A 13,121-nucleotide genomic window follows, 5' to 3' on the forward strand; every position below is an offset into this window, starting at 1 on the left:
CATCCCCTGCCGCAGGGGGTTATTGAGGAGCTCGCATGACCAAACAACACGCCTTTACTCGGGAAGACCTGCTGCGCTGCAGTCGCGGTGAGCTGTTCGGCCCAGGTAATGCGCAACTGCCCGCGCCGAACATGCTGATGGTCGATCGCATCACCCATATCAGCGAAGAAGGCGGCAAGTACGGCAAAGGTGAATTGGTCGCCGAGCTGGATATCAATCCGGACCTGTGGTTCTTCGCCTGCCACTTCGAAGGCGACCCGGTGATGCCGGGCTGCCTGGGCCTTGACGCCATGTGGCAGCTGGTCGGTTTCTTCCTCGGCTGGCAAGGCCTGCCGGGCCGCGGCCGTGCGCTGGGTTCGGGTGAAGTGAAGTTCTTCGGCCAGGTATTGCCTACCGCCAAGAAAGTCACTTACAACATTCATATCAAGCGCGTCCTGAAGGGCAAGCTGAACATGGCCATCGCCGATGGCTCGGTCAGCGTCGACGGCCGCGAGATCTACACCGCCGAAGCCCTGCGGGTCGGCGTGTTCACCTCCACTGACAATTTCTAAGGGTTATTCGCATGCGCCGCGTCGTTATCACTGGTCTGGGCATCGTATCGTGCCTGGGCAATGACAAAGAGACCGTCACCGAAAACCTGCGTAACAGCCGTCCGGGTATCCGTTTTAACCCGGAATACAAGGAAATGGGGCTGCGCAGCCAGGTTTCCGGGTCGATCGACCTCAACCTCGAAGAACTGATCGACCGCAAGGTCTACCGCTTCGTCGGCCACGCCGCGGCCTACGCCTACCTGGCGATGCAGGACGCGATCAAGGACGCCGGCCTGACTGAAGAGCAGGTTTCCAACCCGCGTACCGGCCTGGTTGCCGGCTCCGGCGGCGCCTCGACCCTGAACCAGATGGAAGCGCTGGACACCCTGCGCGAGAAAGGCGTCAAGCGCGTCGGCCCATACCGTGTTACCCGCACCATGGGCAGCACCGTTTCGGCTTGCCTGGCCACGCCGTTCAAGATCAAGGGCCTGAACTACTCGATCTCCTCCGCCTGCGCTACCAGTGCACACTGCATCGGCACCGCGCTGGAGCAAATCCAGTGGGGCAAGCAAGACATCGTCTTCGCCGGCGGTGGTGAAGAAGAGCATTGGAGCCAGTCGTTCCTGTTCGATGCCATGGGCGCCCTGTCGACCAAGCGCAACGAAACCCCGGAACTGGCCTCACGCGCCTACGACAACGACCGTGATGGCTTCGTCATCGCAGGCGGTGGCGGCATGGTGGTAGTCGAGGAGCTGGAGCATGCTCTGGCCCGTGGCGCCAAGATCTACGCCGAAATCGTTGGCTACGGCGCGACCTCCGACGGCTACGACATGGTTGCCCCAAGCGGCGAAGGCGCCATCCGCTGCATGCAGCAGGCACTGTCCACCGTCGACACCCCGATCGACTACCTGAACACCCACGGCACCTCGACCCCGGTCGGTGACGTTGCCGAGATCAAAGGTGTTCGCGCCGTGTTCGGCGACAAGGCACCGAAGATCAGCTCGACCAAGAGCCTGTCGGGCCACTCGCTGGGCGCCGCTGGCGTGCACGAGGCGATCTACTGCCTGCTGATGATGGAAAACAACTTCATCGCCGGCTCCGCCAACATTGACGAGCTGGACCCGGAAGTCGCCGACCTGCCGATCCTGCGTCAAACCGAAGAAAACGCCAAGATCGATACGGTCATGAGCAACAGCTTCGGCTTCGGCGGCACCAACGCTACCCTGGTGCTCAAGCGCTGGGAAGGCAAGTAAGGCCTTGAAGCAGTAATGAAAACGCCCCGACTGGTTCGGGGCGTTTTCTTTTGTGTTACCTAGCCTTGGGCAACACAGCCAGAAAATTATCCTTGGCCACCTTGTGCGCCACCGCCTCCGGCAACGCATCCAGAAACGGCTTGAACCCGTGCATCTGCTCGCCAAGGCTCCCAAACTTGCCCACCACATCCGACCCGAGCATGAACCGCTCCGGGTAACGTTCTACCAACGCCACCCAAACCTTGCGCGGCACACCTTTGTCATCCAGCAGATAAGGCTCGAGCACGCTCCACGACAGGTCGACATACAGGTTCGGGTAATCCTCCAGCAACCGCGTCAGCACCGGCAGCAGAAAGTCCATCTGCGTCTGATGCCGATGAATTTCCATGCTGCTGCCAGCATGCGCCCAGATGAAACGCGTGTGCGGGTGATTGCGCAGCGGCTCTTCGATTTCGGCCAGGTACAGTGGGTTGCGCTCACGCTTGGAGGTGATGTTGGAGTGCAGCAGCACTGGCAAGTCCCGTTCGGCCGCCAGGTGATAGATGCGGGTCATGGCCTCGTTGTTGGCGCGCGGGGTGTCACCGCTGGTCAACGCCGTCAGGTCGTCGTGGCGGGTGAACACCTCGCCAATGCCCTGCCAGAGCCCAGGGTAGAGATCAAGCATGCGCTCGATATGGCTGACCGCGTTCTTGTCCACCGGGTTGAAGCCGGTCAGAAACGGATGAAAGCGCTTGCGCTGCGCTGCGGGCAGCCCTTGCACCGCTGCCGCCACGTAGGTATCGGTCGCGCTGTACCAATAGGCATCGGCGTCGTCCCCGGCGTAGTAGCGAGGGCGCTTGGGTTCGTCCTCGTGCCATTTCTTGGCCACCGGAATACCAGAAATCATCGACTGCTCGATGCCGGCTTCATCCATGGCCTTGATCAAGGCCGGCATGCCCTCCGTCTCCTGGAAAAAGTCGACGTAGTGCAGGTGGGCATCACTGTAGCGGTAATCACGCGCCTGCGCCGACAGGCACACCCCTGCGCACAACAACGCGCCAGCCAGCATTCTGGCGATCATGGGCAGCTTCCTTCTCCTGGTTCGAACAGGGTAGACCGACCGCCAAGCGCAGCAGTTCAGCCCTGCCCGGCAAACCGCTATGCTTGGAGCACTTGCAACCTGCCTGGAGCCCCTCATGAGCAGCCCCCTGGTCATCCGCCCACGTGCCGAGTCGGTCGAGGGCCAGCCGATTTTGCGCCCGCTGCCCTCGGCCCAATGCCGCAGCGTCGGCCCGTTCGTGTTCTTCGACCATATGCTCGAAACCGACTACGCCCCAGGCCATGGCATGGACATACGCCAGCACCCGCATATCGGCCTGTCGACGCTGACGTACCTGTTCGAAGGCGAGATCCTGCACAAGGACAGCCTCGGCTCCGAACAGCACGTGAAGCCGGGCGATGTCAGCTGGATGACGGCAGGCAGTGGCGTGGCGCATGTCGAGCGCACCCCTGCCGGTGCACGTGCCCGCGGCTCGCGCCTGCATGGCCTGCAGGTGTGGCTGGCGTCACCCCGCGCACTGGAGCAAGGCACGCCCCATTACAGCCATCACCCGGCGGCTAGCCTGCCGGTGAGCGACAGCCTTGGTGTGCGCATCTGCATGATTGCGGGCAGTGGCTTTTGCCTGGAATCGCCGGTGCCCGTGCTCTCCCCTACCCTTTACGCGCATGTGCAGATGCAGCCCGCCACTGCATTGCGGGTACCTGATGAGCCAGTGCAACGGGCGCTCTACCTGCTGGATGGCGAGTTGATGCTCAATGATGAGGAGGTTGAGCCAAGCAGCCTGGTGGTACTGCCCGAGGGTGAGCAGATGACATTGTATGCAGAGGGTGAATGCCAGCTGGTGTTGATCGGCGGCGAGCCACTGGATGGGCCGCGGCGGATGAACTGGAATTTCGTGGCGAGCGATCCGGCCTTGATCGAGCAGGCCAGGGTGAGGTGGGCTGCGGGGGATTGGCCTACGGTACCGGGGGAGACCTCGCGGATCGAGTTACCCAGATAAATGGGGGGCCGCTTTGCGGCCCAATCGCTGGCAAGCCAGCTCCCACAGGGTCCTCACAGGGTCTGAGCCTGCGCAGATACCTGTGGGAGCGGGCTTGCCCGCGAAGAGGCCGGGACAAGCACCACAAGACAGTTGCTCCCACAGGTGCGGCGCTAGACTTGGAGGCTACACAGTTCGGGTGGGAGCCGGCTTGCCGGCGAAAGGGCCGCGCAGCGGCCCCCATGCACTGTCAGCGCTGGAACACTTCAGTCAGCAGATTGTGCATCGAGCGGAACGCCCGCTCCGATGTCTTGCGGTCGTACTGCATCTTGCCCGGTACATTGGCATTCGGGTCAGTGAACGAGTGCACCGCACCACCATAGCTAAGCAGCTGCCAATCGACCTTGGCCGCGCTCATCTCCTCCTCGAACGCCGGCAGTTGCTCCTTCGGCACCAGCGGGTCCGCTGCGCCATGCAACACCAGCACCGAGCCCTTGATACGCTTGGCATCTTCAGGATTCGGGGTGTCCAGCGTGCCATGGAACGACACCGCCGCCTTCAGGTCGGCGCCCGTACGCGCCAGCTCCAACGCACAGCAACCGCCGAAGCAGAAGCCGAAGGTGGCCACCTTGCCAGGGTCCAGCAGTGCCTTCGACTGCGCCAGCAACTGCGACAGCGCTTCATTCATGCGCTTGCGCAGCTCGGCGCGGTCGTTCTTCAGGGGCATCATCGCCGCACCTGCCTCGTCGGCATTGGACGGCCGCACCGACTGCCCATAGAGGTCGGCAATCAGCACCACATAGCCCTTCTCGGCCACTTCCTTGGCAATGCGCTCGGCACCTTCGCCAATACCCATCCAGTTCGGCGCCATCACCAGGCCAGGCTTAGGTAGCGCACCGGGCTCATGGACCAGACGGCTTTCATACGTTTTGCCGGACAGGTGATAAACCAGCGATTCGACGATTACCTTGCTCATCAAGCACTCCTTAAGGCTTCACCATGAAAAAAGCCCGCCGAAGCGGGCTTTCCTTTGCATCAACTCAAGCAGATAGCTCGACCAGCAGCTTGTTCAGGCGACGAACGTAGGCCGCCGGGTCTTTCAAGCTGTCACCGGCCGCCAGGGCCGCCTGATCGAACAGGATGTGCGACAGCTCGGCGAAGCGGTCTTCGCTCTGCTCGTTATCCAGCTTCTCGATCAGCGGGTGGGTCGGGTTGAACTCGAAGATCGGCTTGGAATCCGGCACCTTCTGCCCGCTGGCTTCGAGGATCTGACGCATCTGCAGGCCCAGGTCCTGTTCGCCGATGGCGAGGATAGCCGGCGAGTCGGTCAGGCGGTGGGAAACACGCACCTCGGCAACGCTTTCACCCAGCGCGCCTTTCAGACGCTCGACCAGGCCTTCTTTGTCCTTGGCGACTTCTTCCTGGGCCTTCTTGTCTTCCTCGGAGTCCAGCTTGCCCAGGTCCAGGTCGCCGCGGGCAACGTCGACGAAGCTCTTGCCGTCGAACTCGTTGAGGTAGCTCATCAGCCACTCATCGATACGGTCGGTCAGCAGCAGGACCTCGATGCCTTTCTTGCGGAAGACCTCCAGGTGCGGGCTGTTCTTGACCTGCGCGTAGGTCTCGCCGGTGAGGAAGTAGATCTTGTCCTGGCCTTCCTTGGCACGGGCCAGGTAGTCGGCCAGGGCAACGCTTTGCTCACCGCTGTCGTCATGGGTGGAGGCGAAGCGCAGCAGGCCTGCGATCTTCTCTTTGTTGGCGAAGTCCTCGGCCGGGCCTTCCTTCAGCACCTGGCCGAAGTTTTTCCAGAAGCCCTTGTACTGCTCAGGCTCGTTCTTCGCCAGCTTCTCCAGCATGTCCAGCACGCGCTTGGTCAGCGCGGTCTTCATCGAATCGATGATCGGGTCTTTCTGCAGGATCTCGCGCGACACGTTCAGCGACAGGTCGTTGGAGTCGACCACGCCCTTGATGAAGCGCAGGTACAGCGGCAGGAACGACTCAGCCTGGTCCATGATGAACACGCGCTGCACATACAGCTTCAGGCCACGCGGTGCTTCACGCTGGTACAGGTCGAACGGCGCGCGGGCCGGCACGTACAGCAGCGAGTTGTATTCGAGCTTGCCTTCGACCTTGTTGTGGCTCCAGGCCAGCGGATTTTCGAAGTCATGGCCGATATGCTTGTAGAACTCCTGGTACTCCTCGTCCTTGATTTCGGTACGCGGACGGGTCCACAGGGCGCTGGCGCGGTTGACGGTTTCCCATTCCTCGGCGGGCTGTTCTTCGCCTTCGGCAGCGGCTTGCTCCTTTGGCAACTGGATCGGCAGGGCAATGTGGTCGGAGTACTTCTTGACCAGGTTGCGCAGGCGCCAGCCATCAGCAAACTCCTGCTCGTCCTTCTTCAGGTGCAGGACGATGCGGGTACCGCGCTCTGGCTTGTCGACGGTTGCGACTTCGAACTCGCCCTCGCCTTTCGACGACCAGTGCACACCCTCGGAGGCTGGCTGGCCAGCACGACGGCTATAGACGTCGACCTTGTCAGCCACGATGAAGGCCGAATAGAAGCCCACACCGAACTGACCGATCAGGTGCGAGTCCTTCTTCTGGTCACCGGTGAGGTTCTTCATGAAGTCGGCGGTGCCGGACTTGGCGATGGTACCCAGGTGGGTGATGACGTCTTCGCGGCTCATGCCGATGCCGTTGTCGTCGAGCGTGATCGTACCGGCGTCCTTGTCGAAGCTCAGCCGAATGCGCAGATCCGCGCCGCCCTCGAGCAGTTCCGGCTTGGCCAAGGCCTCGAAGCGCAGCTTGTCAGCGGCGTCGGAGGCATTGGAAACCAGCTCACGCAGGAAGATTTCCTTGTTGGAATACAGCGAGTGAATCATGAGGTGCAGCAGCTGCTTTACCTCGGTCTGGAAGCCCAGGGTTTCCTTTTGTGTTTCCACACTCATGGTCTTCAAAACTCCGATCAGATGACAGTGGGCGCCTGGCAGCCGGTTCGGCCTGCGTTAATGGCGGATGTCATGCAGATGGGGGCTGCCCAGACGATTTCAAGGGCTTTTCCGGTTCGATCTTGAAATGCGCCCGCGCAGTGGCAATTGGCGACTGCCGATCACCCTGCCAGGCGGTGATGGCGACATTGGTCACCCGCCGCCCCTGGCGCCACAGCTGGCACTGGGCATACGTGTCGCGAAAATGCCCGGCGCGCAGGTAGTCGATGGAGAAGTCGATGACCTTCGGAATGCTCGCACTCTCGCTGAAGATCAGCAGATACAGCGCTGCGGAAAGCTCCATGAAGCCTGCGATCACCCCGCCGTGGATCGCGGGCAGTAAAGGGTTACCAATGTTGTCTGCACTGGCGGGCAGGCGAAACAACAGGTCCTCGCCCTCGCGCTCGCATTCGATGCCGATCAAGCCAGCATAGGGAATCAACGCCAGCAGGGGCCGGTAGTCACCGACCGCATGGGCCGCATTGAGCTGCTGACGGATTTCGAGCGGGATCATGCGTCACCTTCCTTGAGCCGGTTGCCAAAGCCGAGGCCGCCCTTGACTTGCGGCCCCAGGCGCATGAACGTGCCTACCACCTGGCAGATCGGCCGGTCGGGGTCGTCCTGGTAGGCGCTGCCACGGGTGAAGATCACATCCCGGGTAACCCGATAACACTGGGCGTGGCCAAAGATGTCCTTGCCGGCTTCGGCCGCGTGCATGTAGTCGATGCGCAGGTCCAAGGTCGGGCACACCTCGAATCGCGGCAGTGCACACAGGGTGGCCATGCCGCAGGTGGTGTCCAGCAACGTGGTCAGCGCCCCGCCGTGCACCGCGCCGGTTTGCGGGTTGCCGACGATCACAAGCGACCACGGCAGGATCAACGTCATGCCGTCGGCGTCGGCATGTGCCACGCGCATGTGCAACAACTGACAATGCTTCAAGGCCGACAGAAAACGTTCGGCCATGGCCATCAAGCTTGAATCGCTCATCGCAAGTTCCCGGGCCGCTGATGCAACGGCATAAAAACGTTAAAAAGTCTATATAGAACGGGGGGTTATATATCTGTAACCTTCGCGGAACTTCTTCCGCGTAGTTGCACTCGAAGGAACAAGTCACTTATTCCACCAAGGAGATACACCCCCATGCGTAAACCTTTTGCTTTTGCTCTCATGCTGGCTGCTACCATGGGCCTGGCCGCTTGCGATAAAGCGAGCGAAGATAAAGCCCAGGACGCGCAGCAACACGCTGAGCAAGCCCAGGAAAAGATGGGCGAAGCTCAGGATAAGATGAACGAAGCCGCCAAGGAAAACGCCGAAGCCGCCAAAGATCAGGCCGAAGCGCAGCAGAAGGCAGCTGAAGAAGCCGCTCCGTCGACGGAAGCAGCACCTGCTACTCCGGCCGAACCTGCCAAGCAGTAATCGGCGCGTACAAAAAAACCCGACAATGTCGGGTTTTTTTGTACCTGCAGTTTAAAGATTAAACGTTTCAGGCACCGGAAACGGAACTTTCTTTAGCGGTATCAATCGGCGCACTTTCCGTGGGCGTGTACACCATCACATCCAGCACATCGGAATGGAACTCGCGGCGGTACAGAATCAGCACTACGCCGACACTCATGCCCATAAATAACCATGGGCTGATAAACCAGCTCAACATGGCCATGCCAAAGTAATAAGCGCGCAACCCGAAGTTGAACTGGTTGGCCGCCAGCGACAGCACCCTCGCCGCCCGTGAGGCAAATGCCTTGCGCTCCAGTTCATTGACCAGGCGCTCACCAATCATTGGCGCAGAGCCGACCAGCACGGCTGCAAAGTTGTACTGGCGCATGCACCAGCTGAAGGTGAAAAAGGCATAGACGAACACGGTCGCCAGGCACAGCAGCTTGATTTCCGACATGCCCTGGGACGCCTGCTGCACCAAGGGCAGGTCAGCCAGCAGCGACAACGCCCGGTCCGAAGCGCCGAGCACAGTCAGAATACCAGCAAGAATGATCAGGGTGCTGGAGGCAAAAAACGAGGCATTGCGCTCCAGGTTGCCGATCACGCTGGCGTCAGCAATGCGGTTGTCGCGCAGCAACATGCGGCGCATCCAGTCTTCACGGTACAAGTGCAGCACGCTGGCCAGGCAGGCGGTGTCGCGGCCTTTCCAGATGGCATAGCGGGTATAGCCGCCCCAGCAGGCGACAAACCAGGCGATTGCCAGCAGGTTGTTGAGATTGCTTTGAATGAAGTTCATGCAGGTTTCCCGAAAGCCAGGTGCACAAGAGTAGAGACCGCATTTCGACGCCCGCAAGCCCGGAAAGACACACCGCTGTCACAAATTGTTTTTGCCTGCCCAGCCCATCGCCGGTGCACACAAACAAAAACCCCGCGCCCTTTCGGACGCGGGGTTTTCAAGTTTGAACCGCTGGCAGGCACCCTACGGCTTGTGGCCGGTGCCGCCCTCAGGCTTCAACCTATCAAGCCAGCGCTTCGCGCGGCTTGCCCAGCATGCGGTCGCAGACCACAGCAGCGGCCAGGGTGACCACCGACGGCACCAGCCAGGCCAGGCCTTGATCGCTCAGCGGCAGGTGTGCAGCGGCGTCCGGCAGGACATGCGCCAGGCTGCTGCCTTTGATCGCGTCGACAATACCGAACACCAGCGACACCAGCATGACCGGCGCAAGAATGCGCGTTGGCGAGTTCCACAGGTCCTTCACGAAGCTCAGGCCCACCACCACGATGCACGGCGGGTAGATCGCCGTCAGCACCGGGATCGAGAACATGATCAGCTTGGTCAAGCCCAGGTTGGAAATCAGCAGCGAGAAGCCCGCCAGGATCACCACCAGTGCGCGGTACGACAGCGGCAGAATCTGGCTGAAGTACTCGGCGCACGCGCAGGTCAGGCCAACCGCGGTCACCAGGCACGCCAGGGCGATCAGCACGGCCAGGAAGCCGCTGCCCAGCGAACCGAAGGTGTGCTGCACGTAGGCATGCAGTACGGCTGCGCCGTTGGTAGCGTCAGCCGCGATTTCGTGGCTGCCGGCACCCAGGCGGAACAGGCTGATGTACACCAGTGCCAGGCCCACACCCGCAATCAGGCCGGCGATGATGGCATAGCGGGTGATCAGCTTCGGCGATTCGACACCGCGCGAGCGGATCGCATTGACGATGACGATACCGAAGACCAGCGCGCCCAGGGTGTCCATGGTCAGGTAACCATCGGAGAAGCCCTTGGAAAACGCCGCGGCGGCATAGGCCGGTTGCGCTTCACCAATGGTGCCGGCAGGCAGCGCGAACGCGGCGATGCCCAGCACGGCCAAGGCGATGATCTTCAGCGGTGCAAGGAAACGCCCCACGGTATCGAGCAGTTTGCCCGGATACATGGACACCGCCAGAACCACGATGAAATACACCAGGCTGTAGATGAACAACGCCAACGGGCTTTCACCGGTCAACGGCGCCACACCGACCTCGAACGACACGGTCGCGGTACGCGGCGTCGCGAACAGCGGGCCAACCGACAGGTAGCACACGGCGGCCAGCAGGCCACCGAAGAACTTGCCGATCGGGCTGCTCAGGGCATCCATGCCGCCACCGACCTTGGCCAGCGCGACCACGGTGATGACGGGTAGGCCCACGGCGGTCACCAGGAAGCCAAGGGCCGCCATCCACACGTGCGGGCCAGACTGCAGACCGACGATAGGCGGGAAGATGATATTGCCGGCGCCCACGAAAAGCGCAAACGTCATAAAGCCAAGCGCCAGGATATCCTGGCCTTTTAGAACTTTCATTTAAGGTAGTACCACACTGCTGAAATCGGGATTCGAGAGGGGATTTCCCTATGGATGAGGGAAATGCTGCCCGGCTTGGTGAGCCAGACCCGTTTAGCGTGTCGTTCCCTTTTGGGGGACGGGCACAGAGTGAACGCGTAGATTAACTGTTTTAGCAGTTAAACGCACTGGCACAGTGCTGCTTGTCCGATGTGCGTATGTGTTTGTCGTCTGTGCGGCCGGGGACGGGGTAATTATCGCAGCGGGGCGGAAAGTGTCTGTGTGAAAATCCCTATCAAACCCATCGAAAAACCCACTTCATGCCTCTCCCCTTGTAGGAGCAGCCTTGTGCTGCGAAGGGGCCAGTGTGGGCAATAGAGATTAAGGGTGGCTGCACCGGCCTCTTCGCAGCACAAGGCTGCTCCTACAGAATCGGCTAGCTGTGGATTGCCACAACCCGTAAACGACAAAGGCCACCCGAAGGTGGCCTCTGTGCGCGTGGGGGGGTGAAGCGTATTACTTCTTGGCTTCCCAGCCAGTCAGCTCGGCCAGGGCCTTGCCGATGTCGGCCAGCGAACGCACGGTTTTAACACCTGCGTCCTGCAGCGCAGCGAACTTCTCGTCCGCAGTGCCTTTGCCGCCAGAGATGATGGCGCCAGCGTGGCCCATGCGCTTGCCCGCAGGTGCGGTAACACCCGCGATGTAGGAAACGACAGGCTTGGTAACGTGGGCCTTGATGTAGGCCGCGGCTTCTTCTTCAGCCGAACCGCCGATCTCACCGATCATGACGATCGCTTCGGTCTTCGGGTCTTCCTGGAACAGCTTCAGGATGTCGATGAAGTTGGAGCCTGGGATCGGGTCACCGCCGATGCCGACGCAGGTCGACTGGCCGAAGCCGGCGTCGGTGGTCTGCTTAACGGCTTCATAGGTCAGGGTGCCGGAACGCGAAACGATACCGACCTTGCCTGGCAAGTGAATGTGACCTGGCATGATGCCGATCTTGCACTCGCCTGGGGTGATGACGCCTGGGCAGTTAGGGCCGATCAGGGTAACGCCCAGCTCGTCGCACTTGACCTTGGCATCCAGCATGTCCAGGGTAGGAATGCCTTCGGTGATGCAGACGATCAGCTTGATGCCGCCGAAGGCCGCTTCCAGGATCGAGTCTTTGCAGAACGGAGCCGGAACGTAGATGACCGAAGCATCAGCGCCAGTCGCTTCCACAGCTTCCTTGACGGTGTTGAACACCGGCAGGCCCAGGTGGGTGGTGCCACCCTTGCCTGGGGTAACGCCGCCGACCATCTTGGTGCCGTAGGCGATGGCTTGTTCGGAGTGGAAAGTACCCTGCGAGCCGGTGAAGCCCTGGCAGATGACTTTGGTGTCTTTATTGATCAGGACGCTCATTACTTGCCCTCCGCAGCTTTGACAACTTGTTGAGCAGCGTCGGTCAGGCTGGTTGCCGCAATGATGTTCAAACCGCTTTCTGCCAGTACTTTAGCGCCCAGTTCGGCGTTGTTGCCTTCGAGGCGAACGACGACCGGAACTTTAACGCCGACTTCTTTCACTGCACCGATGATGCCTTCGGCAATCATGTCGCAGCGAACGATGCCGCCGAAGATGTTGACCAGAACGGCCGCGACATTGCTGTCGGACAGAATGATCTTGAAGGCTTCGGTAACGCGCTCTTTGGTAGCACCACCACCTACGTCGAGGAAGTTGGCTGGCTTGCCGCCGTGCAGGTTGACGATGTCCATGGTACCCATGGCCAGGCCGGCACCGTTGACCATGCAGCCGATGTTGCCTTCCAGGGCCACGTAGTTCAGCTCGAAGCTGGCAGCGTGGGCTTCACGAGGATCGTCCTGCGACGGGTCGTGGAAGGTTTTCAGCTTAGGCTGACGGTACATGGCGTTTGCGTCGATGTTGATCTTCGCATCCAGGCAGTGCAGGTCGCCGTCGGCCTTGATGACCAGCGGGTTGACTTCCAGCAGGGCCAGGTCGTGTTCTTTGAACAGCTTGGCCAGGCCTACGAAAATCTTGGCGAACTGTGCAACTTGCTTGCCTTCCAGACCCAGCTGGAATGCCAGTTCACGACCCTGGAACGGCTGAGCGCCGACCAGCGGATCGATAGTAGCCTTGATGATCTTCTCAGGAGTTTCGTGAGCGACTTTCTCGATGTCCACGCCACCTTCGGTGGAGGCCATGAACACGATGCGGCGGCTCGAGCGATCGACTACAGCGCCCAGGTACAGCTCTTTGGCGATGTCAGTGCAGGATTCGACCAGGATCTTGGTCACTGGCTGACCGTTGGCGTCGGTCTGGTAGGTTACCAGGCGCTTGCCCAACCATTGCGCAGCGAACGCCTTGGCGTCTTCCTTGCTGCGAACCAGCTTGACGCCGCCCGCTTTACCGCGACCACCTGCGTGAACCTGGGCTTTAACAACCCACTCGGAACCGCCGATCTTGTCGCAAGCTTCTGCTGCAGCTTCAGGGGTATCGACAGCGAAACCCTTGGAAACTGGCAGGCCGTATTCAGCGAACAGCTGCTTACCCTGATACTCGTGAAGATTCATGCTTTTTACCGTCTTCGTTA

The 13,121-nt window shown here is 60.8% G+C and carries 13 protein-coding genes; 4 read left to right on the forward strand and 9 right to left on the reverse strand.

Annotated elements, in window-relative coordinates; all coding sequences use genetic code 11:
* Positions 1–35 precede the first annotated feature (35 nt).
* Both fabA and fabB read left to right on the forward strand, forming a co-directional pair.
* A complete protein-coding gene (fabA, locus tag D886_RS0105105) occupies positions 36–551 on the forward strand; it encodes a 3-hydroxyacyl-[acyl-carrier-protein] dehydratase FabA (RefSeq protein ID WP_027592861.1) in 516 nt (171 codons plus the stop codon).
* Positions 552–562: 11 nt separating this feature from the next.
* On the forward strand, positions 563–1,783 hold the full coding sequence (gene fabB, locus D886_RS0105110) for a beta-ketoacyl-ACP synthase I (protein ID WP_027592862.1): 1,221 nt from the start codon (positions 563–565) through the stop codon (positions 1,781–1,783).
* A 55-nt stretch (positions 1,784–1,838) separates the two neighbouring features.
* Here fabB and D886_RS0105115 read toward each other — a convergent pair whose 3' ends face one another.
* A complete protein-coding gene (locus D886_RS0105115; RefSeq protein WP_027592863.1) occupies positions 1,839–2,843 on the reverse strand; it encodes an amidohydrolase family protein in 1,005 nt (334 codons plus the stop codon).
* A gap of 115 nt (positions 2,844–2,958) precedes the next feature.
* Between D886_RS0105115 and D886_RS0105120 the strand changes: the two genes are divergently transcribed.
* Positions 2,959–3,822 carry a pirin family protein gene (locus D886_RS0105120; protein ID WP_027592864.1) on the forward strand — a complete coding sequence of 288 codons (864 nt, stop codon included), beginning with the start codon at positions 2,959–2,961 and terminating at the stop codon, positions 3,820–3,822.
* 229 nt (positions 3,823–4,051) lie between these two features.
* On the opposite strand, the gene D886_RS0105125 is transcribed toward D886_RS0105120, so the two are convergent.
* The 4 genes from D886_RS0105125 to D886_RS0105140 form a co-directional block, all read right to left on the reverse strand.
* Positions 4,052–4,777: a dienelactone hydrolase family protein gene (locus tag D886_RS0105125; RefSeq protein ID WP_027592865.1), complete on the reverse strand. Its 726-nt coding sequence runs from the start codon at positions 4,775–4,777 to the stop codon at positions 4,052–4,054.
* Positions 4,778–4,841: 64 nt separating this feature from the next.
* Positions 4,842–6,746, reverse strand: coding sequence for a molecular chaperone HtpG (gene htpG, locus D886_RS0105130; RefSeq protein ID WP_027592866.1), 1,905 nt, complete (start codon positions 6,744–6,746; stop codon positions 4,842–4,844).
* A 70-nt stretch (positions 6,747–6,816) separates the two neighbouring features.
* Entirely contained in the window at positions 6,817–7,299 is a 483-nt protein-coding gene (locus D886_RS0105135) for a PaaI family thioesterase (RefSeq protein WP_027592867.1), read from the reverse strand.
* Positions 7,296–7,772, reverse strand: coding sequence for a PaaI family thioesterase (locus D886_RS0105140; protein WP_027592868.1), 477 nt, complete (start codon positions 7,770–7,772; stop codon positions 7,296–7,298). Before D886_RS0105140 ends, D886_RS0105135 begins: the two co-directional genes overlap by 4 nt.
* A 153-nt stretch (positions 7,773–7,925) precedes the next feature.
* On the opposite strand from D886_RS0105140, the gene D886_RS0105145 reads away from it, so the two are divergent.
* The gene (locus tag D886_RS0105145) at positions 7,926–8,201 is read left to right on the forward strand and encodes a hypothetical protein (RefSeq protein ID WP_027592869.1); all 276 of its coding nucleotides are present in this window, start codon (positions 7,926–7,928) and stop codon (positions 8,199–8,201) included.
* 67 nt (positions 8,202–8,268) lie between these two features.
* Here the strand turns inward: D886_RS0105145 and D886_RS0105150 are convergent, their stop codons facing one another.
* The 4 genes from D886_RS0105150 to sucC form a co-directional block, all read right to left on the reverse strand.
* A complete protein-coding gene (locus D886_RS0105150; RefSeq protein ID WP_027592870.1) occupies positions 8,269–9,018 on the reverse strand; it encodes a DUF599 domain-containing protein in 750 nt (249 codons plus the stop codon).
* 223 nt (positions 9,019–9,241) lie between these two features.
* On the reverse strand, positions 9,242–10,555 hold the full coding sequence (brnQ, locus tag D886_RS0105155) for a branched-chain amino acid transport system II carrier protein (RefSeq protein ID WP_027592871.1): 1,314 nt from the start codon (positions 10,553–10,555) through the stop codon (positions 9,242–9,244).
* A gap of 495 nt (positions 10,556–11,050) precedes the next feature.
* Complete coding sequence (gene sucD / locus D886_RS0105160; protein ID WP_003254203.1) at positions 11,051–11,935, reverse strand: succinate--CoA ligase subunit alpha; 885 nt, start codon at positions 11,933–11,935, stop codon at positions 11,051–11,053.
* Complete coding sequence (sucC, locus tag D886_RS0105165; RefSeq protein ID WP_008091914.1) at positions 11,935–13,101, reverse strand: ADP-forming succinate--CoA ligase subunit beta; 1,167 nt, start codon at positions 13,099–13,101, stop codon at positions 11,935–11,937. Before sucC ends, sucD begins: the two co-directional genes overlap by 1 nt.
* Between the last annotated feature and the right edge of the window lie 20 nt (positions 13,102–13,121).

This window comes from Pseudomonas sp. LAIL14HWK12:I7 (genome assembly GCF_000483465.1).
Lineage (GTDB): Bacteria > Pseudomonadota > Gammaproteobacteria > Pseudomonadales > Pseudomonadaceae > Aquipseudomonas > Aquipseudomonas kermanshahensis.